Origin of the sequence: Cupriavidus respiraculi (genome assembly GCF_914271545.1) — a bacterium.
GTDB classification, from domain to species: Bacteria; Pseudomonadota; Gammaproteobacteria; order Burkholderiales; family Burkholderiaceae; genus Cupriavidus; species Cupriavidus respiraculi.
Window position 1 is genome coordinate 670,638 of record NZ_CAJZAH010000002.1, and the last position, 23,229, is coordinate 693,866.

General features: G+C 66.2%; 28 protein-coding genes. 18 read left to right on the forward strand and 10 right to left on the reverse strand.

Annotated elements, in window-relative coordinates; genetic code table 11:
- From LDO27_RS10870 to LDO27_RS10900, 7 genes are read left to right on the forward strand one after another with little or no spacing between them, the layout of a single operon-like run.
- Nucleotides 1–501, forward strand: coding sequence for a hypothetical protein (locus LDO27_RS10870; protein ID WP_224041744.1), 501 nt, complete (start codon nt 1–3; stop codon nt 499–501).
- Nucleotides 502–505: 4 nt separating this feature from the next.
- Entirely contained in the window at nt 506–913 is a 408-nt protein-coding gene (locus LDO27_RS10875; RefSeq protein ID WP_224041746.1) for a zinc-finger-containing protein, read from the forward strand.
- The gene (locus LDO27_RS10880) at nt 910–1,242 is read left to right on the forward strand and encodes a hypothetical protein (protein ID WP_224041748.1); all 333 of its coding nucleotides are present in this window, start codon (nt 910–912) and stop codon (nt 1,240–1,242) included. Before LDO27_RS10875 ends, LDO27_RS10880 begins: the two co-directional genes overlap by 4 nt.
- Nucleotide 1,243: 1 nt before the next feature.
- Nucleotides 1,244–1,891: a hypothetical protein gene (locus LDO27_RS10885; protein ID WP_224041749.1), complete on the forward strand. Its 648-nt coding sequence runs from the start codon at nt 1,244–1,246 to the stop codon at nt 1,889–1,891.
- A complete protein-coding gene (locus LDO27_RS10890) occupies nt 1,891–2,319 on the forward strand; it encodes an HNH endonuclease (protein WP_224042519.1) in 429 nt (142 codons plus the stop codon). Before LDO27_RS10885 ends, LDO27_RS10890 begins: the two co-directional genes overlap by 1 nt.
- Nucleotides 2,309–3,409, forward strand: coding sequence for a Lar family restriction alleviation protein (locus tag LDO27_RS10895; protein ID WP_224041751.1), 1,101 nt, complete (start codon nt 2,309–2,311; stop codon nt 3,407–3,409). Before LDO27_RS10890 ends, LDO27_RS10895 begins: the two co-directional genes overlap by 11 nt.
- On the forward strand, nt 3,406–5,202 hold the full coding sequence (locus LDO27_RS10900) for a DNA cytosine methyltransferase (protein ID WP_224041754.1): 1,797 nt from the start codon (nt 3,406–3,408) through the stop codon (nt 5,200–5,202). The genes LDO27_RS10895 and LDO27_RS10900 overlap by 4 nt, the downstream gene beginning before the upstream one ends.
- A gap of 3 nt (nt 5,203–5,205) precedes the next feature.
- Here the strand turns inward: LDO27_RS10900 and LDO27_RS10905 are convergent, their stop codons facing one another.
- Entirely contained in the window at nt 5,206–5,442 is a 237-nt protein-coding gene (locus LDO27_RS10905) for a DUF6566 family protein (RefSeq protein ID WP_224041755.1), read from the reverse strand.
- A gap of 31 nt (nt 5,443–5,473) precedes the next feature.
- Between LDO27_RS10905 and LDO27_RS10910 the strand changes: the two genes are divergently transcribed.
- From LDO27_RS10910 to LDO27_RS10925, 4 genes are all read left to right on the forward strand, one after another.
- Entirely contained in the window at nt 5,474–6,142 is a 669-nt protein-coding gene (locus LDO27_RS10910) for a hypothetical protein (protein WP_224041757.1), read from the forward strand.
- Nucleotides 6,143–6,162: 20 nt separating this feature from the next.
- The gene (locus LDO27_RS10915; protein WP_224041759.1) at nt 6,163–6,372 is read left to right on the forward strand and encodes a hypothetical protein; all 210 of its coding nucleotides are present in this window, start codon (nt 6,163–6,165) and stop codon (nt 6,370–6,372) included.
- A gap of 135 nt (nt 6,373–6,507) precedes the next feature.
- A complete protein-coding gene (locus LDO27_RS10920; protein ID WP_224041761.1) occupies nt 6,508–6,702 on the forward strand; it encodes an excisionase in 195 nt (64 codons plus the stop codon).
- A 2-nt stretch (nt 6,703–6,704) separates the two neighbouring features.
- A complete protein-coding gene (locus tag LDO27_RS10925) occupies nt 6,705–7,787 on the forward strand; it encodes a tyrosine-type recombinase/integrase (protein ID WP_224041763.1) in 1,083 nt (360 codons plus the stop codon).
- A 126-nt stretch (nt 7,788–7,913) separates the two neighbouring features.
- On the opposite strand, the gene uvrB is transcribed toward LDO27_RS10925, so the two are convergent.
- Entirely contained in the window at nt 7,914–9,998 is a 2,085-nt protein-coding gene (gene uvrB, locus LDO27_RS10930; RefSeq protein WP_224041765.1) for an excinuclease ABC subunit UvrB, read from the reverse strand.
- A gap of 151 nt (nt 9,999–10,149) precedes the next feature.
- On the opposite strand from uvrB, the gene LDO27_RS10935 reads away from it, so the two are divergent.
- On the forward strand, nt 10,150–11,346 hold the full coding sequence (locus LDO27_RS10935; RefSeq protein WP_224041767.1) for an amino acid aminotransferase: 1,197 nt from the start codon (nt 10,150–10,152) through the stop codon (nt 11,344–11,346).
- 193 nt (nt 11,347–11,539) lie between these two features.
- Nucleotides 11,540–12,781, forward strand: coding sequence for a polyhydroxyalkanoate depolymerase (locus LDO27_RS10940; protein ID WP_224041768.1), 1,242 nt, complete (start codon nt 11,540–11,542; stop codon nt 12,779–12,781).
- A gap of 47 nt (nt 12,782–12,828) precedes the next feature.
- Here the strand turns inward: LDO27_RS10940 and LDO27_RS10945 are convergent, their stop codons facing one another.
- Nucleotides 12,829–13,518, reverse strand: coding sequence for a TetR/AcrR family transcriptional regulator (locus tag LDO27_RS10945; protein ID WP_224041769.1), 690 nt, complete (start codon nt 13,516–13,518; stop codon nt 12,829–12,831).
- A gap of 229 nt (nt 13,519–13,747) precedes the next feature.
- Here LDO27_RS10945 and rsxB point away from each other — a divergent pair, with 229 nt between their 5' ends.
- The gene (gene rsxB / locus LDO27_RS10950; RefSeq protein ID WP_224042521.1) at nt 13,748–14,578 is read left to right on the forward strand and encodes an electron transport complex subunit RsxB; all 831 of its coding nucleotides are present in this window, start codon (nt 13,748–13,750) and stop codon (nt 14,576–14,578) included.
- The gene (nth, locus tag LDO27_RS10955; protein ID WP_224041770.1) at nt 14,575–15,222 is read left to right on the forward strand and encodes an endonuclease III; all 648 of its coding nucleotides are present in this window, start codon (nt 14,575–14,577) and stop codon (nt 15,220–15,222) included. Before rsxB ends, nth begins: the two co-directional genes overlap by 4 nt.
- Nucleotides 15,223–15,255: 33 nt before the next feature.
- On the opposite strand, the gene LDO27_RS10960 is transcribed toward nth, so the two are convergent.
- The gene (locus LDO27_RS10960; RefSeq protein WP_222201406.1) at nt 15,256–15,843 is read right to left on the reverse strand and encodes a malonic semialdehyde reductase; all 588 of its coding nucleotides are present in this window, start codon (nt 15,841–15,843) and stop codon (nt 15,256–15,258) included.
- Nucleotides 15,844–15,927: 84 nt separating this feature from the next.
- A complete protein-coding gene (locus LDO27_RS10965) occupies nt 15,928–16,860 on the reverse strand; it encodes a DMT family transporter (protein ID WP_224041771.1) in 933 nt (310 codons plus the stop codon).
- A 136-nt stretch (nt 16,861–16,996) separates the two neighbouring features.
- On the opposite strand from LDO27_RS10965, the gene LDO27_RS10970 reads away from it, so the two are divergent.
- Together LDO27_RS10970 and LDO27_RS10975 are read left to right on the forward strand one after the other, a co-directional pair.
- Nucleotides 16,997–17,428 carry a DUF1841 family protein gene (locus LDO27_RS10970; protein WP_222202301.1) on the forward strand — a complete coding sequence of 144 codons (432 nt, stop codon included), beginning with the start codon at nt 16,997–16,999 and terminating at the stop codon, nt 17,426–17,428.
- A 119-nt stretch (nt 17,429–17,547) separates the two neighbouring features.
- A complete protein-coding gene (locus LDO27_RS10975) occupies nt 17,548–18,858 on the forward strand; it encodes a phospholipase A (protein WP_377747099.1) in 1,311 nt (436 codons plus the stop codon).
- A gap of 37 nt (nt 18,859–18,895) precedes the next feature.
- Here LDO27_RS10975 and LDO27_RS10980 read toward each other — a convergent pair whose 3' ends face one another.
- Entirely contained in the window at nt 18,896–19,312 is a 417-nt protein-coding gene (locus tag LDO27_RS10980; protein ID WP_222201408.1) for a thioredoxin family protein, read from the reverse strand.
- Between the two features lie 82 nt (nt 19,313–19,394).
- Nucleotides 19,395–19,952 carry a nucleotide exchange factor GrpE gene (grpE, locus tag LDO27_RS10985; protein WP_222201409.1) on the reverse strand — a complete coding sequence of 186 codons (558 nt, stop codon included), beginning with the start codon at nt 19,950–19,952 and terminating at the stop codon, nt 19,395–19,397.
- A 288-nt stretch (nt 19,953–20,240) separates the two neighbouring features.
- On the opposite strand from grpE, the gene LDO27_RS10990 reads away from it, so the two are divergent.
- A complete protein-coding gene (locus tag LDO27_RS10990) occupies nt 20,241–20,405 on the forward strand; it encodes a hypothetical protein (RefSeq protein ID WP_222201410.1) in 165 nt (54 codons plus the stop codon).
- 21 nt (nt 20,406–20,426) lie between these two features.
- Here LDO27_RS10990 and LDO27_RS10995 read toward each other — a convergent pair whose 3' ends face one another.
- The 3 genes from LDO27_RS10995 to hrcA form a co-directional block, all read right to left on the reverse strand.
- Nucleotides 20,427–20,822 (reverse strand): RNA-binding S4 domain-containing protein, encoded by a 396-nt coding sequence (locus LDO27_RS10995; RefSeq protein WP_222201411.1) that lies wholly within the window; start codon nt 20,820–20,822, stop codon nt 20,427–20,429.
- 19 nt (nt 20,823–20,841) lie between these two features.
- Nucleotides 20,842–21,957, reverse strand: coding sequence for a ferrochelatase (hemH, locus tag LDO27_RS11000; RefSeq protein WP_222201412.1), 1,116 nt, complete (start codon nt 21,955–21,957; stop codon nt 20,842–20,844).
- Between the two features lie 134 nt (nt 21,958–22,091).
- Complete coding sequence (hrcA, locus tag LDO27_RS11005; RefSeq protein WP_222201413.1) at nt 22,092–23,120, reverse strand: heat-inducible transcriptional repressor HrcA; 1,029 nt, start codon at nt 23,118–23,120, stop codon at nt 22,092–22,094.
- Nucleotides 23,121–23,229: the final 109 nt, after the last annotated feature.

Below are 23,229 nucleotides of genomic sequence, written 5' to 3' on the forward strand. Positions count from 1 at the left end.
ATGCTGGAACTCGATACCGAACTGGTCAAGATCAACCACATCAACACCCGCAACGAGAAGCACGGCGACGACAACGTGCTGGGCGTCGACCTGAAGCTGCAGGCGCGGCTGTCGAACGACGTCCTGTCGTTGTTCGCCCCCTCGCTGAAATTCAGCCTTTACCACAAGGACGAGTCCGTGCAGGGCGACCTGGTGACCGATGCCGGCTATGTGCCCAACCTGAAGTTCCCGAGCCTGGGCGTCCTGAAGTGGGATGGCGACTGGGAGCACCAGCGCTTGGCCATCCACAACGGCGTGCGCGCGGCCGACGACATCGTGCTGAGCGACGCGCGCATCAACAAGCTCCAGTTCGACCTGCAGGAAGGCGGCACGGTGTTCGTCAACTTCCGCGTGCAGGCGCACCCCGACGAGAAGACTACGGCGCGGCTGCTCTCCCTGCTCGGCCAGGAAGTGCATATGAGCCTGACCGCCGAAGAGCCGGCGCAGCAGGAAGCGGCGTAGCGCCATGCCGAAGGAGAAGCTCTGCCGCTACTGCAAGCAGCCCGCACGCCTCACTGCAGCTGGCGACCAGGGCTATCCCTATCAACGCAACTACGGGCCTGTGTGGAGCTGCTCTCCATGCGCGGCATGGGTCGGTTGTCACCCGGGCACCACGAAGCCCCTCGGCGGCCTAGCAAATGCAGAGCTGCGTGAATGGAAGGTCAAGGCACATGCAGCCTTCGATCCTCTCTGGAAGCGAAAGATCGCCAAGGAGGGATGTTCGAAAGGGTATGCGCGGCGCGCCGGATATCGATGGCTCTCTGAGCAGCTCGGACTGCCGATCGAGAAGACCCACATCGGCTACATGAGCGTCGACGAATGCCGCCGCGTGGTCGAGGTTTGCGCAGCAGTCCAAGGAGTAACGAAACCATGAGCTGGCCCATCGGAACCCCCGTCCGCGCCGCGCAGCACGTCGATGCAGACATCGTCGACCTGGCGCGCGAGTCCACCGAGCTGAAGCGTCAGAACGCGGAACTGCGCCGGCAGCTGCTGGCCGCCGAGCGCGCGGCCGCCACCGCGGACGAAGCGCGACAGATCGCGCACCAGGCGCACGCCGTCATGTCGCTGCAGATCGCGCAGCTCGAAAAGCTGGCCATCGAGGTAAAGCGCGCAGCGGTGAAGAACCCGCACTGGCCAATCTCGCGCTGGGTGAAGTTTGGGCCGATGGCCGGCCTGCTGGCAACGATCAAAGAGGAAAGCTGAGATGCACGACGACAACCGAGCCGCGCACATTGCCGCAGTGGCGTGGGTTCACGAGGATGACCCGGCCCGCGTCATTTCTGCCGCACAGAAGGCCCAGGCGTTGAAGGACGGAGGCGCCAGCGCGTCGTCCGTCCGCCCCTACTCGCTCGCGGCCGTGCTGGCTGGCGCCGAGCAGCAGGGGCGGGAGCGGGTGGCGTGGAAAGGGCTGAGCCAGGAAGAGCAGTTGCGGTTCGTTAACGAGATTCTGGATTACGGCATGGGCTTCGTCGCGCCGCTCCATGGCGTGGTGGTCTCCATCGAAAACACGCTGCGCGAACGGAATGGCACCCCCGCCCCCGCATCGCAGCCGGTGGGCGAGGCTGTGGCTGAACTGTTCCGAGAAGCCATCGCGTGGGGCAGGGCCTACGGTGCCGTTCTGGCGGACCCTTTGTGGTCGGAAATGCGGGACAAGGTGGCCGGCGATTTTGCCGACAGGCTCGCACAAGCCGCCCCATCGGTGGCGCAGGCGGGGCTGTCGGACGCCGAGATCATGGACATTGCGCGCCAGCACTTCCGTGAAGGGCATAAACCGGAGGCAGAGGCTGCGTTCCTCGCGTGCGTTCGCGCCATCCTCGCCCGCTCCGGACAACCCGCGCAGGAGGGGAAGTGATGGCACGCCTGAGCAAAGCCGAACGTGAGCAGGTGCGCCGCATGTTCGACGGCCGGTGCGCCTACTGCGGCGAGCCGCTGCCCGCACGGTGGCACGTCGACCATATCGAGCCCGTCATGCGCGCTGCCGTATCCGTGAAGACGCCGGCCGGCTGGCGGCTGCGCGCCGGGCCGATGCTGAACCCCGAGCGCGACACGGCGGACAACTACATGCCGGCCTGCCCGCCGTGCAACATCAGCAAGAGCACCTTTTCCGTCGAGCAATGGCGCCAATCGCTTCAGCGGCATCTGGACTCGCTGAGCAGCTACACGCCCATCTATCGCATGGTGAAGCGGTTCGGTCTGATCGCCGAAACAGGCGCCGCTGTGATCTTCTACTTCGAGCGCGCCCGCGCCAACCAACAGGAGGGCCGCGACAATGGCAACTGACCTGAAACCGTGCCCGTTCTGCGGGTCTGATGAAATCACCGTAGGCAGCTTCGCATCGGCGGAATTCGAGCGGCACTACGTGAAGTGCGAGGAATGCGACTGCGCGGCCCAGGGACACGACTGCGAGGCCGACGCCATTGCCGCCTGGAACCGCCGCGCCGCGCCGGCTGACAAGCAAGGCGGCGGGCTGATGCTGCACGCCAGCGATGTGGATTTCCTCGCGGAACGGTTTCGTCGGCTGTTCGACGCCTGCGGATACCCGTTGCCGAAGTTTGCGGACAATGGCGTCGCGCTGATCGAAATCGCCGGCTCCTGCATCGGCGGCGTCCTCGCCAATGCCGAAATGCTCGCCCGCGTTGCGCCGAGCGTGCCGGAGGCGACGGTATATGCAGAGTGCCGCGAATGCAGCAACTGCTTGCATATCGGGATCAACGACGCGCACAACGAGGATGCATCCTGCTCGAACTGTGACTGGACTGGTCCGTCACCGAAAGAGGATGTCTGTCCCGGCTGCGCTCAAACCGGAACAATGGGCGCAGCCTGCCCGAAGTGCAGCAGCGCATATCGTCTTCTTTGCGACACGAACATCGCCGCCCCGCAGCCGAGCGAGCAGCAGGCCGACTGCAAGTGCCGTCGTCTTGGCGGATGGACTGGCACGCATCACCCGTTGTGCGACTCGGCCGAGCAGCCAGCCGAGGAAGCGCGCGGCTACGAGTTCAAGCCGAGCCGGCACGACAAGGGCGCCGTGATATGGGCCGTCGCAACGATGCTGCGCAAATGGAGCGCATTGGGCGATAACCTCGCCGCGCACGACGATTTCACTACGGCCATGGCGCAAACGATGATCGAATACGATTCCGTTGCGAAGACCGCCGAGGAAGCGCGCGGGGTGGATGCGGTGAAGGCGCTGACGCGCCTGATCGACGCCGTCGAGAACGCGCATAGCGACCTGTTCGCGCAGTGCGCGTCCAACCCGATCCGCAACGCATGGGGCAAGGAAGTCAGCGTTGCGAAGCTGAACGAGGCGGCAGAGCTTGCGCTTTCCCTGCGCGCCGCCCTCGCCGCCTCGCGGAAGGGAGCCAGCGTATGATCCGCGACCAATTCCTCCTCGACATCAGCCACGAACTGATCGTCGACAACTTCGCCGGCGGCGGCGGTGCGAGTTGCGGCATCGAGCTGGCGCTCGGCCGCCACGTCGACATCGCCATCAACCACGACCCCGAGGCCGTGGCCATGCACGCGATCAACCATCCGCAGACGGAGCACCACTGCGAATCCGTATGGGACGTGGACCCGTTGGCGCTGACGCGCGGCCGCCCCGTCGGCCTGGCGTGGTTCTCGCCCGACTGCAAACACTTCAGCAAGGCGAAGGGCGGCAAGCCGCGCGACAAGAACATCCGCGGCCTCGCTTGGGTAGCCATGCGCTGGGCGGCGCTGGTGCGCCCGCGCGTGATCATGCTGGAGAACGTCGAGGAATTCAAAACGTGGGGCCCGGTGCTCGCCGACGGCAACCCGTGCCCGAAGCGCAAGGGCGACACCTTCCGCTCGTTCGTGCGGCAGCTGCAGGAGAAGGGCTACGCCGTCGAATGGCGCGAGCTACGCGCCTGCGACTATGGCGCGCCCACCATCCGCAAACGCCTCTTCCTGGTCGCCCGCTGCGATGGCCAGCCCATCGTCTGGCCGGAGCCGACCCACGGCGCGCCGGACAGCGCCGCGGTGGTGGCCAAACAGCGCAAGCCGTGGCGCACCGCCGCTGAGTGCATCGACTGGTCCATCCCGTGCCCGTCCATCTTCGAGCGCGCGAAGCCGCTGGCCGAGGCCACGCAGCGGCGCATTGCGCGCGGCCTGCAACGGTATGTCATGGACGCAGCGGACCCGTTCATCGTAGGCATCGATCACCGCGGCTCAGGCACGGCCCCGGTGTGGCCCGGCCGGCAGCTGATAACCACGATCACCGCCGAGGCGCGGCACGCCGTCGTGGCGCCGCACCTCACGAAATTCCGCACGGGCAGCACCGGAGCGGACCTGCGCACGCCGATGCCGACGATCACGGCGGGGCCGAAGGAGAACCCCGCTGGCGCGCCGCACGCGCTCGGCATCGTGGCACCCACGCTGGTGCAGACCGGATACGGCGAGCGCCCGGGCCAGGCGCCGCGCGCGCCGGGACTCGACAAGCCGCTCGGCACGGTAGTGGCCGGCGGCGCCAAGCATGCGCTGGTGTCCGCCTTCATGGCGAAGCACTTCACAGGCGTGGTCGGCCACGAGCTGCGGGACCCCCTGCACACCGTGACGGCGACCGACCACCACGCGCTGGTGTCGGCGCAGCTGGTCGGCTGCGGCGGCCGCGCGGGCCAGAGCCGGCCCCGCGACGCTGGCGAGTCAATGCAGACCATCACGGCCAAGGGCGACACGGCCATCGCGACGTCGCACCTGGTGAAGCTGCGCGGCGAATGCACCGGCAGCGCGACGGCCGAGCCTGTGCCGACCGTCACCGCCAGCGGCACGCATATCGGCGAGGTCCGTGCTTTCCTCGTGAAGTACTACAGCGAGGGAGGACAGGATCAGGACTGCCGCGACCCGATGCACACCATCCCGACCAAGGACCGGCTGGGCCTGGTCACTGTGGCGGGCGAGCAGTACCAGATCGCCGACATCGGTATGCGCATGCTTGAGCCGCACGAGCTGTACGCCGCGCAAGGGTTTCCCAGCAGCTACGTGATCGCGCCAGTCATCAACGGCCGCCGGCTGCCGAAGCACGCGCAGGTCCGCATGTGCGGCAACAGCGTGAGTCCGCCGATGGCCGCGGCACTGGCGCGCGCAAATGTGCCGGAGTTGGCGAGCTGGTCGGCGCGAGAAGCGAAGCGGATTAAGGAAGCTGCGTAAATGCTACCTGCGCAAATCGTCAACGAAGCGACGACCTTGGTCGATCCCAACCTTGGCCGCTTCTTCAAAGGTCGGCTTTCCGCCATCGTGCGAGCGGACTGGAGGAAGCACCTGACGCCCGTCAGGGTCGCGCACAGTAACTTCGTACTCCCAGGGCCCGGACTGCCGATGCTGAATGCACTCGACGGCGATTTCGAACCCGTGGAAGTCGTCAATTTTGGTCTTGCTGTCGTATGGCATAGCTATCGCTCCAAAGTGAGGCAATCGTAACATGACGAACTACCCCCTCTCCTGGCCCTCTGGCTGGCCGCGCAAGACCGACGCCCAGCGCGCGGACGCACGCTTTGGCCGCAAGGACCGCCGGACGGTGCAGTACACCAACGGCGCCAGCTCGTCGTGGACCACCACCAAGGCCCTGACCGTCGCCGACGGCGTGAAGCGCGTGCAGGACGAGCTCAGCCGTCTCGGCGCGCGGCCCGGCTCGGCCATCATCAGCACCAACGTCGTGGTCCGGCTGGACGGCCTGCCACGCTCGGGCCAGCGCGAGCCCGCCGACCCGGGTGCCGCGGTCTACTGGACGGACCGCGCCGGCGCGCCGCGCGTCATGGCGATCGACCGGTACCGCGCTGTGGCGGACAACCTGGCCGCCATTGCGGCTACGCTGGAAGCGCTGCGCGCGATCGAGCGGCACGGCGGCGCGCAGATCCTCGACCGGGCCTTCACCGGCTTCACCGCCCTGCCCTCGCCCGCTGCCGGGATCTCGTGGCGCGAGGCCATCGGCGTCGGCCCGGGCGAGCGGGATATTGCCGCGGTTCGGGCGGCTTACCGCCGCCACGCGCAGGCCGCTCACCCGGATCGCCCGGGCGGCTCGCACGACGAAATGGCGCGGCTCACCGCAGCGATGCGGCAGGCGGAGCGGGAACTCAGCGCAGCACCATGACCATGCAGACGGAGACGCATATGGACCAGGTAACACGCAAGCGCATGCACAACGGCCTGATCACCCAGTTCGATCGGGCCGTCTCGAACATCGAAGCAACGACGCTGATGCCGGCGCGCGCCATGCACCCGGTGGGCATGGTGCGCATCAATGGCGAGGTCTACCGGGTGCAGGTCGTTCTGGAGATGCCGCGCGCGGATGGCAACTATGAGCCCGACACCGCCGCTTGACGCATACATCAAGAGGGACGCCCCCGAGCGCCGGCGATGCGCCGGGACTTGACGCAAATATCAAAATCGAATGGAAGCAGCAGCAAAACGCATTATCGAATTGACCCGTCTGGCATGGCGGATCGGAGCAAAGGAATGAAGAAGCGCCTCGATGAATGGCTGAAGACCCAGTTTGACCCGCCGCCGGCCGTGCGCACCGCGCGCCTGTGGATCAAGGACGGCAAGATCTACCCGCCACCGGTGAAGGTTGGCAGGGCCTACTACGTCGAAGAGACTGCCGTATTCCAGGACGGCGCGAAGCCGCGCCTTGCACAACGGGTGTTCGGATAGCAATGGCCGCCAGACCGAGAATCAGGAAGCGGGCCCATTTCCCGCCGCACCTCCACGAGCCCCGCACCGGGTATTACACCTGGCGCAATCCCTTGGACGGAAAGACGCACGTGATCGGCCGCGTGCCGCTCGCGCAGGCCATTCAGGAAGCGAACGAGGCGAATGCGCACGCGGACCGCGTCGCGCCGCGGCGATCGCTGGTCGAGCGGATGGACATGTCAGCGGAGACGGTGGCCGATCTGCTGGGCCGGATGCCAAAAGGCGATCTCGCTGCGAACACCCTGCGCGCTCACAAGGCGCAGGACAAGGCGATCGCCGCCGCGCTCGGCGAGAAGCGCTGTGCAGAGCTGACGACCAAGGATATCGCCGATTTTCTGGAGACCGTAAAGGCTGAGGGAAAACTACGGTGGGCGCAATCCCTGCGGAGCAGGCTCATTTCGGCGTGCACGAAGGGGGTCGCCCTCGGATGGATGCAGACGAACCCCGCTCAGGTGACGGAAGCCCCGCGGGTCAAGGTCAAGCGCGGCCGGCTGACCATGGAGGCGTTTCAGGCGATCTACGCGCGCGCGCCGGAGGTGGCGGAGTGGCTGCAGAACGCGATGATGCTGGCGCTCATCAGCGGCCAGGATCGCGTCACGATAGCGACGCTGGAACGGACCGCGGCGCGCGACGGCGTGCTGAATGTCGTGCGCCCGAAAACCGGAGTAGCGATCGCTATCCCGCTCGAACTGCGGATGGATGCCGTCGGCGTCAGCTTGGCGGAGGTGGTGGCGAACTGCCGCACGTCAGTGGTGAGTAAGTACCTCGTCCACCATGTGCGCGTGTGGGGCAATGCGCCGCGCGGGTCGAAGGTTCATCCGGACCGCATCACGCACGCCTTCAGCGAAGCGCGAGCCCTCGCCGGCATCACCGGCGAAGACGCCCCGACCTTCCACGAGATCCGGAGCCTGTGCAAGCGCACGTATCTGGAGCAGGGCAACGTCGACACCAAGGCGCTGCTGGGGCACAGCACCGAACGTATGGCAGCGCTCTACGAGAATCCGCGGGGCATCGCGCCCATCAAGGTCCGCATTTCGGCCGCCTGAGTTTCGAACGAATTTTGAACAAGTATTGAACACCCCCCGGTGCCATGCGGGTTTCCGGGAGGTGTCAGATGTTCCCCATGCAGCACATCAAGATGGAAAAGCGCTTCATGGCAACGGCTCCGCGGCTCAGTCGGGCAGCAGCCCGGTATCCCCACCTGTGCCGAACACCTGCGCCTTGAGCTTGGCCAGCTGGTCGCGCACCTGCGCAGCTTTCTCGAATTCGAGGTTGCGGGCATGGTCGAGCATCTGCTTTTCCAGCTTCTTGATTTCCTTGGCGACCTGCTTCTCGCTCATGTCCTCGTACTTCGCGCGCTCCTCGGCGGCGAGCAGCGTGGCCTTGACCTCGTTGGGATCGTAGACGCCGTCGATGATGTCCTTGATCCGCTTGATCACGCCCCGCGGCGTGATGCCGTTGGCTTCGTTGAAGGCGATCTGCTTGGCACGGCGCCGCTCGGTCTCGTCGATGGCCTTGCGCATGGAGTCGGTGATGCGGTCGCCGTAGAGGATGGCGGTGCCGTTGACGTTACGCGCCGCGCGGCCGATGGTCTGGATCAGCGACCGCTCGGCGCGCAGGAAGCCTTCCTTGTCGGCATCGAGGATCGCGACCAGCGAAACCTCGGGAATATCGAGGCCCTCGCGCAGCAGGTTGATGCCCACCAGCACGTCGAAGGTGCCCAGGCGCAGGTCGCGGATGATCTCGACCCGTTCGACGGTGTCGATGTCCGAATGCAGGTAGCGGACCTTGATGCCGTTTTCGGACAGGAATTCCGTCAACTGCTCGGCCATGCGCTTGGTCAGCGTGGTCACCAGCACCCGCTCGCCCACCTTGAGCCGCAGATGGATCTCGGACAGCAGGTCGTCGACCTGCGTTGCCGCGGGGCGGACATGGATGATCGGGTCGACCAGCCCGGTCGGGCGCACCACCTGCTCGACCACCTGGCCGGCGTTGGCCTGCTCGTAGTTGGCCGGCGTCGCGGAGACGAACACCACCTGCCGCATCTTGCGCTCGAATTCCTCGAACTTCAGCGGGCGATTGTCCATCGCCGACGGCAGCCGGAAACCATATTCGACGAGCGTCGTCTTGCGCGCGCGGTCGCCGTTGTACATCGCGTTCAGCTGGCCGATCAGCACGTGGGATTCGTCCAGGAACATCAGAGAATCGGACGGCAGGTAATCGACCAGCGTCGGCGGCGGGTCGCCCGGCCGCGCGCCGGACAGATGCCGCGAATAATTCTCGATGCCCTTGCAGAAACCCAGTTCGGAAAGCATTTCGAGGTCGAACCGGGTGCGCTGCTCCAGCCGCTGTGCCTCGACCAGCTTGTTGTCCTTGTAGAACGTCTCCAGCCGCTCTCGCAGTTCCGCCTTGATATTCTCGATGGCGCGCAGCACCGTTTCGCGCGGCGTGACGTAATGGCTGGACGGATAGACGGTAAAGCGCGGGATTTTCTGCTTGACGCGGCCGGTGAGCGGATCGAAGAACTGCAGCGAATCGACCTCGTCGTCGAACATGTCGACGCGCACGGCCACTTCGGCGTGCTCCGCCGGAAAGATATCGAGCGTGTCGCCGCGCACGCGGAACGTGCCGCGCTGGAAATCCGTTTCGTTGCGCGTGTACTGCATGGCGATCAGCCGCGCGATGACGTCGCGCTGGCTGATCTTGTCGCCCGCGCGCAGCGTCAGGATCATCTGGTGGTATTCGCTCGGATTACCGATACCGTAGATCGCCGACACCGTCGCCACGATGATGGTGTCGCGCCGCTCCAGCAGGCTCTTGGTCGCCGACAGCCGCATCTGCTCGATATGCTCGTTGATCGACGAATCCTTCTCGATGAACAGGTCGCGCTGCGGGACGTAGGCCTCTGGCTGGTAATAGTCGTAATAGCTGACGAAATACTCGACCGCATTGCGCGGAAAGAACTCCCGGAACTCCGAATAGAGCTGCGCCGCCAGCGTCTTGTTGGGCGCGAATACGATGGCCGGCCGGCCCATGCGGGCGATCACATTGGCCATCGTGTACGTCTTGCCGGACCCGGTCACACCGAGCAGCGTCTGGAACGACAGCCCGTCCTCGATCCCTTCGATCAGCTGGCGAATCGCCTCGGGCTGGTCGCCGGCCGGCGGATAGGGCTGATAGAGCTGGAACGGCGAATCGGGAAAGCTGACGAACCTTTCTTCGTCCAGGGCGGGCGCGACTTCGGCAAGATTCGACATAAGGACTAGGGGAAAACCTCAGGAAAACGGGCGGATACGCTAGAATCTCGGGGCTGACGCGGCCAAATTCAAGCCAATTTCGCCCGAGCCAGCGCAGTGCGAAGCATTCTACGCCTACCGATTTCTTTCATAGCCGACCACGAGATCCCAAATGAGTTTGTTTTCTGCCGTCGAGATGGCCCCGCGCGACCCGATTCTGGGCCTGAATGAAGCTTTCAATGCCGATACCCGCGCCAACAAGGTCAATCTGGGCGTTGGCGTGTACTTCACCGACGAAGGAAAAATCCCCCTGCTGCGCGCCGTGCAGGAAGCGGAGAAAGCGCGCCTGGCCTCGGCCACGCCGCGCGGCTATCTGCCCATCGAAGGGATCGCCGCCTATGACCAGGCCGTGCAGACCCTGCTGTTCGGCAAGGAGTCGCCGCTGATCACCGAAGGTCGCGTGGTGACGGCTCAGGCACTCGGCGGTACCGGCGCGCTGAAGATCGGCGCCGACTTCCTCAAGCGCCTCTACCCGGACGCGAAGGTCGCCATCAGCGACCCGAGCTGGGAAAACCACCGCGCCCTGTTCGAATCGGCCGGTTTCCCCGTGGTCAACTACGCCTACTACGACGCCGCCAGCCACGGCCTGAATTTCGCCGGCATGGTGGAGTCGCTCAAGTCCTACCCGGCCAATACCATCGTGGTGCTGCACGCCTGCTGCCACAACCCGACCGGCGTGGATCTGTCGACCGAGCAGTGGAAGCAGGTCGTGCAACTGATCAAGGAACGCAACCTGATCCCGTTCCTGGACATGGCCTACCAGGGCTTTGCCGACGGCATCGCCGAAGACGGCGCCGCGGTGCGCCTGTTCGCGGAATCGGGCCTGCCCTTCTTCGTGTCGAGCTCGTTCTCGAAGAGCTTCTCGCTGTACGGCGAGCGCGTCGGCGCGCTGTCCATCGTCACGACCGGCAAGGAAGAATCGCAACGCGTGCTGTCGCAGGTCAAGCGCGTGATCCGCACCAACTACTCGAACCCGCCGACGCACGGCGGCACCGTGGTTGCGGCCGTGCTGAACAGCCCCGAGCTGCGCGCGATGTGGGAACAGGAACTGGCCGAGATGCGCGACCGCATCAAGCAGATGCGCCATGCGCTGGTCGACAAGCTGGCCGCCAAGGGTGTGTCGCGCGACTTCTCCTTCGTGAAGGCGCAGCGCGGCATGTTCTCCTATTCAGGCCTGAACGCCGAACAGGTCGATCGCCTGCGCAACGAGCACGGCATCTATGCAGTGGGGACGGGCCGCATCTGCGTGGCGGCGCTCAATACCCGCAACATCGATGCAGTCGTGGACGCCATTGCTGCGGTGCTGTAACCCCGCGCTGCACGATATACCAACAAAAAAGCGGCCTCCGGGCCGCTTTTTTGTTGTACTGCGGAAATACAGCCATTGTCCTACTGTTTTTTTGCCGTTTGATTAGTAACGTAGGTCTATATGCTGCAAGCGCACGACCGTTCGATTGCGCGCATAATCCGTAACATCCTCGAATTGCAAGGCAGGTTTAGCGATGCTCTATCAACTCCACGAATTTCAGCGCACGATTCTCAATCCGCTGACGGCATGGGCCCAGGCGACCGCCAAGACCTTCGCAAACCCGCTGAGTCCGCTCTCTTTGGTGCCCGGCGCCACGCGTCTGGCCGCGGGCTACGAACTGCTGTACCGGCTCGGCAAGGAATATGAAAAGCCGGCCTTCGACATCAAGTCGGTGCGCTCCAACGGACGCGATATCCCGATCGTCGAACAGACCGTGGTCGAGAAGCCGTTCTGCAAGCTGGTGCGCTTCAAGCGCTATGCCGACGACTCCGAAACCATCAAGCTGCTCAAGGACGAACCGGTGGTGCTGGTCTGCGCGCCGCTGTCGGGCCACCATGCCACGCTGCTGCGCGACACCGTACGCACGCTGCTGCAGGACCACAAGGTCTATGTGACGGACTGGGTCGATGCCCGCATGGTGCCGGTCGAGGCCGGGCCCTTCCACCTGTCCGACTACATCCATTACATCCAGGAATTCATCCGCCATATCGGCGCGGACGAACTGCACGTGATCTCGGTCTGCCAGCCGACCGTGCCGGTTCTCGCGGCGATTTCGCTGATGGCGTCGGCTGGCGAGAAGACGCCCAAGACGATGATCATGATGGGCGGCCCGATCGACGCCCGCAAGAGCCCGACCGCGGTCAACTCGCTGGCGACCAACAAGTCGTACGAGTGGTTCGAGAACAATGTCATCTACACGGTGCCGGCCAACTATCCCGGCCATGGTCGCCGCGTCTATCCGGGCTTCCTGCAGCACGCCGGCTTCGTCGCGATGAATCCGGACCGCCATCTGACCTCGCACTACGACTACTACCTGAGTCTCGTGCAGGGCGATGCCGACGACGCCGAAGCCCACGTGCGCTTCTACGACGAATACAACGCGGTGCTCGACATGGCGGCCGAGTATTACCTCGACACGATCCGCGAAGTGTTCCAGGAATTCCGCCTCGCCAACGGCAACTGGACGGTGGACGGCGAACTGGTGCGACCGCAGGACATCGCCCGCACGGCGCTGCTGACCATCGAAGGCGAACTGGACGATATCTCGGGCGCCGGCCAGACCGCCGCGGCGCACGACCTGTGCAGCGGCATCGCCAAGACGCGCAAGCACCATATCACCGCGGCCCGCTGCGGCCACTACGGCATCTTCTCGGGACGCCGCTGGCGCGAGGACATTTACCCGCAGCTGCGCGACTTCATCCGCAAGTATCACTGAGCCCGCGGGCCCGCCGCCGCGCGACGCGGCGGTCCTGCCAGCGTGGCTCAGCGCCGGGTGAGATAGGACAACAGCATGTCCGAATGCAGGCTGGCAAAGCGCGCGTGCTCGTCCTGCGAGGCCACGTCGCGGCCGATCACCGCGCTGATGGTGTAGCGGTTCGAGAGCACGTAGTACCCCAGCGCGGAAATGGTCAGGTAGAGCTGCGAGACATCGACGTCGTCGCGAAACACGCCCTGCCGCTGCCCCCGCCGCACGATATCCTCCAGCACCTTCACCACCGGATTGATCAGCTGGTGCAACTGCGTGGATTTCTTCAGGTGGCGCGCCTCGTGCAGATTCTCGCTGTTGACGAGGCGAATGAAGTCGGGATGCTCGTAGTACCAGTCCCACACGAAGCGGGCCAGCGTACGTACCGCGTCCTCGGGGTTCTCGTCGACGATATGCAGTTGCTCCTCGGCGGCGCGAAAATCGGCGTACTGCCGCTCGAGCACCGCGAGAAACAGACCTTCCTTGCTGCCGTAGTAGTAATACAGCATCCGCTCGTTGGTCTCGGCGCGGCGAGCAATCTGATCGACGCGCGCGCCCGCGAGACCGCCGCGGGCGAATTCCTCGGTGGCGGCGGCGAGGATACGCCGGCGCGTGCCCTCCGGGTCGCGCCGTGCGCGCGGCTCCCTGGCGTCCCTGACCGCGTTGACCTCTTGGCTTTCTTTGGCGTCTTGGCTGTCGTTTGGCATGCGATACCGGCTCGAAGGTTGGCGGATTATGGCACAGGCGGTCGCGGGCCCCGCCGGTGCGCTGACCATTGGACAGGCGGTGCGCTGCCGGGCAAAGCGGGCATCATCGCCGTTACTGCCTGCCGTTGAAAATCGGGGATAATCCCTGCCGCGCGCCGCGTCGCCGCCCAGTCTGTCCAGGCCCGGCGCGCCTGATTGTCGCCATTCAAAACAAGTTGTCGTGATCCCCATCCCGCCGCCCACCGCCGGCCACACCGAACCGGCCCCGCTCGCCGATCGCCTCGAAGACCTGCTGCCGCAGACCCAATGCACCAAGTGCGGGTTCCAGGGCTGCCGGCCGTATGCCGAGGCCATGGCGCGCGGCGAGGCGGCCTGCAACCGTTGCCCGCCCGGGGGCGCCGCGGGGATCGAGCGCCTCGCACGCGTGCTGGGCGTCGCGCCGCTGCCGCTCGACACCAGCCACGGCACCGAGCAGCCGCGCGCGGTGGCGGTGATCGACGAGACGCTGTGCATCGGCTGCACGCTGTGCATCCAGGCCTGCCCGGTCGACGCCATCGTTGGGGCCCCCAAGCAGATGCACACGGTGCTGCCGGACTGGTGCACCGGCTGCGACCTGTGTGTGGCGCCCTGCCCGGTCGATTGCATCTCGATGGTCAACGTGACGGGCGCGCGCACGGGCTGGGATGCCTGGTCGCAGGTGCAGGCCGATGCCGCCCGCGCGCGCCACGAGTCCCGCACCGCCCGACTGCGGCGCGAACAGGCCGAGAACGAGGCGCGCCTTGCCGCCAAGGCGGCGGCCAAGCTCGAGGCGCTGCAGCAGGAGCCGGTGCTGTCGGACGCGGAGCGCGAGGCGCAGGCCCGCAAGAAGGCCATCATCCAGGCCGCCATCGAACGCGCCCGCCAGAAGCAGCAGTCCGTGCAGCCGCGCAACGTGGACAACGTCTCGCCAGCGGTGCAAGCCCAGATCGACGCGGCCGAGGCCCGGCGCGCCCGCATGCGGGCAGACCGCCAGGCCGATACGCAGGACGGCGCCCTCCCCGACTCCAAGCCCAAGCCATGAACGCCGCCAAGAGACGCGCCCTGTTCGAAACGCTGCGAGAGAACAATCCCACGCCCACCAGCGATCTGGAATACAGCTCGCCTTTCGAGCTGCTGATCGCGGTCCTGCTGTCAGCGCAGGCCACCGATGCCGGCGTCAACAAGGCGACGCGCAGGCTCTTCCCGGTGGCCAACACGCCCGCCGCGATGCTGGCACTGGGCGAGGACGGGCTGATCGAGTACATCAAGACCATCGGGCTCTATAAAACCAAGGCCAAGCATGTGCTGCAGACCTGCCGCATCCTGGTCGAGCAGCACGGCGGCAAGGTGCCGGCCGACCGACAAGCTCTGGAGGCGCTGCCCGGCGTTGGGCGCAAGACCGCCAACGTGGTGCTGAACATCGCGTTCGGCCACCCCACCATCGCGGTCGACACGCACATCTTCCGCGTTGGCAACCGTACCGGCCTCGCGCCCGGCAAGACGGTGCAGGCTGTCGAGATGAAGCTGCTGAAGGTGGTGCCGGAGGAGTTCCTGCAGGATGCGCACCACTGGCTGATCCTGCACGGCCGCTACGTCTGCAAGGCGCGCCGCCCGGAGTGCTGGCATTGCGTGATCGAGCCACTGTGCGAGTACCGCGACAAGGTGCTGACGCCGCCGGACGCATAGGTCCGGCGGCGGAGCCGGGACGGGCGTCCCGCGTCAGACGATGCGGCAGGCCTCGTCGAACGACAGGCGCGGCCCCCGCGGATGGAGCTTGTCCGCTTCGCCATACCCCAGGTTGCACAGGAAGTTGACCGACCACTTGCCGTCGGGGAAAAACGCGGCGTTGACCTTGGCCGCGTCGAAGCCGCCCATCGGACCGCAGTCCAGCCCCAGCGCGCGCGCCGCCAGGATGAAATAGCCGCCCTGCAGCGAGCTGTTGACCAGCGCATCGCGGGCGATCTTCTCGGCATTGCCGGCGTACCAGGAGCGCGCGTCGGCGTGCGGGAACAGCTTGGGCAGCTGCTCGTGGAAGGCGTTGTCGAAGGCGATGATCGCGGTGATCGGCGCCGAACGGGTCTTGTCGACATTGCCGGGCGCCACGCACTCGACCAGCCGCGCCTTCTCGGCGGCGCTCTTGACGAAGACGATGCGGGCCGGCGAGCTGTTGGCGGCGGTCGGACCGAACTTCATGGCCTCGTAGAGCTGGTGCAGCAGGGCGTCGTCCACCTTGCGGTCCTGCCAGACGCTGTGCGTGCGGGCTTCGGTAAAGAGCTGGGCCAGCGCGGCCGGGGCGATCTGCGTCATGCGCTCGTTCCTGAATGGGAAAAGGAAAGCGCGAATTCTACCGATGCCGCAACGTCGTCCCCACAGCGCTTTTGACGGAGCCGTTCAATTCCATTGATCGTCTTCGGGTGCCGTGCCGCGCCGGGTCAGCCACAGCACGCCGGCCAGGATGAGCACCCCGCCGAGGGTCTGCGTCGGCCCGATGTGTTCCCCCAGCAGCAACGCCGCCAGCACCACCGTCACCACCGGCTCCAGCGTCGAGAGCATGGAAGCCCGTGCGGCCCCCAGCCGCTGCAGTCCGGCGAAGAACGTCAGGATGGCCAGCACGGTCGAAAGCAGCGCGATCGCGACCAGCGCCAGCCAGCCCGGCGCGGTACCGGGAAACGACGGCGGCACGCCCGCGGCGGTGCGCAGCACCCCCACCGCCGCGTAGACCAGCGCCGCCGCGCCACAGACGATGGCGGTCGTCGCCACCGGATGCACGCCCGGGGTGAGCCGGGCGCCGACGATGATGTAGACCGAATAGATCAGCGCCGACGCCAGGCCAAGCGCGATGCCGAGGGCGCTGCCCTCGCCGCCGCCCACCGTCAGCCCGGCGCCCAGCGAGCACAGCACCAGCGCCGTGATGGCGGCGCCGGTCAGCCGCTCCTTCAGGAAGATCGCCGCCAGCACGGTGACGAACAGCGGATACAGATACAGCAGCAAGGCCACGAGGCTCGCCTGCGCATGGTTCAACGCCGAAAAGAAGCAGAACGACTGCCCCACGTAGCCGATGCCGCCCATCGCCGCCAGCGCCAGCACGCGCCGCCAGGGCGGCAGCCGTATGCCGCGTACCCGCATCACCGCCGCCAGCGCGGCGGTGGCCAGCACGAAGCGCACCGCCAGCAGCCCGTAGACATCGGCCCCGGCCTCGTAGGTGAAGCGCGCGAAGATCGCCATCGCGCCGAAGGCGCTGGCCGAAATCGCGATCAGCAGCACGCCGAGCAGCTTGTCGCGGGCGTAGGCCTGTCGGGCGGTCGTGGCTTCGGGGACGGTCATCGTGATGGCGGCGCGGCGCGCATTGGAACGGAATCCGGCATTCTAGTGCGGGATGTGGTGCCGAAGGCGGGAGCGCCAGGGCTCGGCCGACCGACCGGCGCCGCGCCGGTCCCTGGCTTACAATACCGCCACCATGATGTTCAATCCCTCCCGAGAAGAAGTCCGCCGGTTTTTCTGCGATGCCTGGCAGAAGCAACTGGCCGGCGGCGTGCTCACCCCGCTCGAAATCATCGCCACCGACTGGATCCGCGAGCATCCCGAGTACCACGAGCAGCTCACCGATACGGACTCGTCGCTGCAACAGGACTACACCCCGGAACGCGGCCAGACCAACCCCTTCCTGCATTTGTCGATGCACCTGTCCATTGCCGAACAGGTGTCGATCGACCAGCCGCCCGGAATTCGCGCGGCGTACGAAACGCTGGCCCGCAAGCTGGATTCCCCGCACGAGGCCCACCATCACATGATGGAATGCCTCGGCGAGATGCTGTGGCAGGCGCAGCGGACCGGCCAGCCGCCGGACGGCGAGCACTACATCGCCTGCGTCCAGCGCCGCGCACGCGGCTGAAAGCGGGCGCTTCAGGCGCCCAGGCCGTCACAATGCCGGCGTACAAATCGTCACAGTCCCCGTCCGAGCGGGCATGGTAGCCTTGCCCGCATCGCCAAATCCGGCCCCGCCTTTCCCTCATGACCGATCCCAAGCCGTTTCCCGCCGGCGCGCCGAGCGCCCCTTTCCGTGCGCGCCACCTGGGCAGCCTCGTGCTCCTCGCCGGCGCCTGTGCGGCCACGATGCCCAATGCCGCCAACGCCGCCATCGCGCTGCTGCAGCCCGCACGCGTGGTGGACGGCACCAAACCCCTCGTGCTGAAGCTGCTGGTCAGCGCCGACACGGCGAACCGCAACTATCTGGTACCGGACGACATTACCGTGACGGCGTCGGCCGGCATGCAGCCGCCGGTGCGTATCGTCATGCGACGAGTCGGCCCCGGCCCGGACACCATCCGGCTGCGGCAGGGACAGCATCGCACCATCGAGTACAGCGGCGAGATCCCGGCCACGCTGCGCGGCGAGGTCCGGCTCGATCCGGTGGATATCGACGCGGCTCCCGTGCTCGTCACGCTCAATCGCGCTCCGGAGGCACAGCCGGCCGACCGCGCCGTTGCACAGACGCGGGCCGCTGACAAGGCGGCCGAGGTCGCTGCGGCCACGGGCGAGGAAGCGGTGATTCCCGTGGTGCCCCCAAGCGCTGCGACGGCGCCGACGGTGGCCGAAACCGACCTGCGCGACCGCGACCGCCTGTCGTTCAACGAGCCGATGTACTTCCTCGTGGGCGCGCACGGCGGCGCCAATGCCAAGTTCCAGCTCAGTTTCAAGTACCGGGTCTTCCAGGGCGAAAACCCGGCATCGAAGGGCCTGCTGGACAACCTGTACCTGGGCTACACCCAGTTCTCGCTGTGGGATCTGTCCAGCGAGTCCAAGCCCTTCCGCGACACCAATCTGCGGCCCAGCGTCTTCTATTACCTGTCGGACGTCGGCGTGCGCAACAGCGCCATCAGCCGGCTGTCGGTGGCGACCGGCCTGGAGCACGAATCGAACGGCCGCGACGGCGAAGATTCGCGCAGCGTCAATACCGTCTTCGTCAAGCCGACCTTCTACCTGGGCGACCAGACCGACTGGCACTGGACGGTCACGCCGAAGGCCTACTACTACCTGTCGAAGAACAATAACGCGGATATCGCCCACTATCGGGGCTACATGGACCTGAAGCTCGCCTACGGCAAGCCGGACTCCTGGGAGTTCGCGGCCACGCTGCGCAAGGGCACGCGCAAGTCCTACGGCAGCGTGGATGCCCAGGTCACCTACCCGCTCGCGCGGCTGTTGCCCGGCACGGCGGGCTACCTGATGGCCGGCTATTTCGTCGGCTATGGCGAGAGCCTGCTGGACTACAACCGCAAGCTGCCGTGGCAATTCCGTCTCGGCTACGCCTTGAACCGCTGACGAATCGGGCCCCGGCGCCCTCCGGGGGGTTCGCAACTCATCCGGCCAGCGGCTTGCCCTCGGCCTTCAGACGTGCGTTGGCGACCGCGGCGGCGAACTGGCCATGGCCGTGCCAGCCCGTGGCCCGGCCAAGCTTCTTGCCCTTGTGGAAGAACATGAACACGGGGATGCCGTAGAGCCCATAGCGGCGACCCAGCGCGGGATACGCGTAGACGTTGCCGTGCAGCCAGTGCAGATCCAGTTCGCGCAGCGGATCCGGGTTGAGCAACATGGCCTTCTTGGCCATCTCGCAGTTGTAGCAATCCTCGCCCCAGAAGAACACGCAGACCAGCTTGTCGCCCGCTTCGGCCAGGGCCTGCTCGATGCTCTCGTGCGTGACCTCCCGCATGTGGAAGGCCTCGAAAGCGCGGTAGTCCGTATGTGGCGCCGGGGCGGCGCCGAACGGGTAAGGCATGGCATCCCTCCAAAAATGAAGACGCCCGGTCCTTGGGGAACCGGGCGTGGTTGCACTTGGCTACACCGCGATTGCGCCGTGCTTACTTCGGTGCCGCCACCGTCACCAGCGCCGGCCGCAACACGCGGTCCGCGATCAGATAGCCGCGCTGCAGCACGGTGACCACCGTATTGGCATCCTGGTCTGAAGGCACCATCGAAATGGCCTGGTGCCGGTGCGGGTCGAACTTCTCGCCGACAGGGTTCAGCTCGACGATGCGTCCCTTGTCGAAGGCACTGGACAGTTGCCGGGCGGTCAGTTCCACCCCTTCGCGCAGCTTGTTGATGTCGCCCGAGCTGTCGGCCAGCGCGGCCTGCAGGCTGTCCATCACCGGCAGCAGGTATTCGGCAAAGCTCTCGATGGCGAACTTGTGGGCCTTGGCCACGTCTTCCTGGGCGCGGCGGCGGATGTTCTCGCCTTCGGCGGTGGCACGCAGGAACAGATCGTAGTTTTCGCGCGCCTTGGCTTCCAGGGCGGCAAGCTGGGCAGCGGCATCGTCCCGCGGGGCATTGCCGGCTTGCTCGACCGGCGCATTGGCGACCTCATCGACGACGGTATCCACCGGCGGCGTGTTGGATGGCTTCTGATTCTGTTCTTCCATGTCGATCCGTATCAGTACAAAATCGCGGCCCGCAAAGGGTCACGGTTGGTAAATCGGCAAAGCTAGCCCTGAATTGGGACCCGCGCTGCAGATTTTCAAGAGTCTCTCTTCGTTCTCGTGACACACATGGTTACAAAGATCCCATGCGGGTTCCGGGAACCTGCATTGCTCTGCTGCAGTGCAGCTTCTAAGATGAAACCTAAAACTTCCACAATAACAACAACGTAGCGCTGTCCGGTGCCCTAGGCGACCGTGCGCCGCGCTTCGCTCTTTCCGCCGGGGCTCGCCATGCCAAAGCTGCCTGTTTTGACGTTCCTGACGTTCGTCCTGCTGGCCGCGCTGGCCATGATGACCGTCTTCATCTGCCTGTCCGGGGTGCTCACCCCGCGCGACACCGAGTATGGCAGCGGCAAGGCGGTCTTCAAACACTATCTCGTCCAGTACGTGCGCTGAGCCGGGGCCCCTCGGGCGCCGCTACTCCTTCACGCCGTCGATGCGGCGCCGGTCCCGCTTGGTCGGACGCCCCTGCAGCTGGGCTGTCGGCTCCACATGCAGACGCCGGCGCTCAGCCTCCGCGCGGCGCCCCTGCTGGCTGGCCTCGGTTTCCTCATAGAGCGTCTGAGCGACCGACGCCGGGCCGCGGGCCTGCGCGATCCCCTTGACCACCACTTCCCAACGCTGCTGGTGCGCCTCGAGCACGACCGTGTCTCCGGGCTTCACTTCGCGCGAATTCTTGCATGGTTGCCCGTTGATCTCCACCCGTCCGCGATCGACCGCTTCGGCGGCCAGCGAACGGGTCTTGAAGAAGCGCGCGCACCACAGCCATTTGTCGATCCGCAGCCGGGCATCGGGCTCGAACGATACGTTCATCTGTTCTCCTGCTTGCCGCTCAGGCGGCGGCGCCCCGGGTTTGCGCCAGCGTGCGCCGCGCCTCCAGCTCGTGCGGATGGGGCAGCCGCAGCGGCCAGCCCTGCAGATGCTGCAGGCAGATCTCGGAAAGCGCCGTAATCCAGAACGGCTTGTCGTTCAGGCACGGGATGTAGTGGAACTCCTTGCCGCCCGCCATCTTGAATTCGGCCTGCCCTTCCATCGCGATTTCCTCCAGCGTCTCCAGGCAATCGGCCGGAAAGCCGGGGCAGAACACATCGACCCGGCCCGTGCCGACCTTGCCCAGTTCCTGCAACGTCGGGGCCGTGTAGGGCTGCAGCCATTCGGCCTTGCCGAAGCGCGACTGGAACGTGACCTGGTACTGCCCCGGTTGCAGGCCGAGCGCCTCGCCCAGCAGCCTGCCGGTCTTGACGCACTCGCAGTGGTAGGGATCGCCCAGCTCCAGCGTGCGCCGGGGCACGCCGTGGAACGACAGGATCAGCTTGTCGCCGCGCGCGAAGTCCGGGGCGCCATGCTGCGCCCAGTACGCGCCGACCTGCTGGTGCAGCGCGCCGAGATACGCCGGATGGTCGTGGAAATGCTTGACCAGCCGGAACTCCGGCTGGTTGCGCCATTGGCCGAGCACCCGGAACACCTCGTCCGACGCGGTCGCCGTCGTGGTGCCGGAGTACTGCGGATACAGCGGAACCATCAGCAGGCGCTCGGTGCCCTGGCGCCGCAGCGCCTCCAGCACCGACCCGATCGACGGGTTGCCGTAGCGCATCGCGCAGGCGACCGTGACCTCGTGGCCCTCCTGGTTCAGCAATTGCTGCAGCGCATGGGCCTGGCGCTCGGTATAGACGAGCAGCGGCGAGCCCGTCATGTGCGCCTCGCGCAGCCAGATCGACTCGTACTTGACTGCCGACGCCCGCGAGCGCAACGGCAGGATGACGCCATGCAGCAGTGGCAGCCAGGCGGCACGGGGAATCTCGACCACGCGCGGATCGGAAAGGAATTGCTTCAGGTACTGCCCCACCGCCTTGGGCGTCGGGGCGTCGGGCGTGCCGAGGTTGACCAGCAGGATCGCGGTCCGCGGCGCCTGGCCGTGGTGGTAAGCCGGTTCTTGGCTGAACGTCATGTAGTTTCCGGTAAGGCGATGCGGCGGGCGGCGCGCGGGGGGACGGCGCATGTGCCGGCCTTGCGGGCCCGCGCCGTGCCAGTGGGACGATCCCCGGGCGAGCGTGCCGTCGTTGTGACCCTGGCCACCGCCGCCTAGTTCTGGCTCAGCGCGCTGGACAGCAGCCGCGCGGTGATGTCCACGATGGGAATGACGCGATCGTAAGCCATCCGCGTGGGCCCGATCACGCCGAGCGTGCCGACGATCTTGCCGTCGACCTCGTAGGGCGCCGTGATGACGGCCATGTCCTCCAGCGGCACCAGCTGGCTCTCGCCGCCGATGAAGATCTGCACGCCCTCGGCATGGCTGGACACGTCCAGCAGCTGCAGCAGGCTGGTCTTCTGTTCGAATACGTCGAACAGGCGCCGCAGCTTGTCCATGCTCGACGCCAGGTCCTCGACCTCCAGCAGCTTGCGCTCGCCCGAGATCAGCACATGGTCGTCGTCCTCGTCCATCACCGTGCTGCCCGCCTCCACGGCCGCCTGCATCAGCTGCGACATGTCGATGCGCAGCGCCTGCAGTTCGCCGCGCAGATGCTCGCGCACCTTGTCGAAGCGCATGCCGGCATAGTGGGTGTTGATGAAATTGGCGGCCTCGACCAGCTGCGAGGGCGTATAGGGCAGTTCGGTCTGGATGATGCGATTCTGCACATCGCCCTCGGGGGTGACGATGATCAGCAGGATGCGCTTCTCGGACAGCCGCATGAATTCGATCTGCCGGAACGACTGCGCGCGGCGCGGGGTCATCACCACGCCGGCGAACTGCGACATGTTGGACAGCGTTCGCGCGGCGGCCGAGATCATGCGCTGGGGCCCCTGCTGCTGGCCGCCCAGTTCGCCCTGGATGCGGCCGGCCAGCGCCGTGCGGTCGCCATCCAGCGGCTGCGCCGTCAGCATGCTGTCGACGAACAGCCGATAGCCGCGGGGCGTGGGAATGCGGCCCGCCGACGTATGCGGACTGGCGATAAAGCCCATTTCCTCGAGGTCGGACATGACGTTGCGGATCGTCGCCGGCGACAGGTCCAGGCCGGAATACTTCGACAGGGTCCGCGACCCGACGGGCTGCCCTTCGGCGATGTAGCGCTCGATGAGGGTCTTCAGAAGGGTTTTCGCGCGTTCGTCCATGGTGCCCCGATTTTACGCAAGTTTTGCGCCCTCCGGCTGTCGGTGCGCCGCTGGCAAGGGCCGCCGCCCGGCTTGCTGACAATGGTCATGGCGGTATGGTCTAATCCCG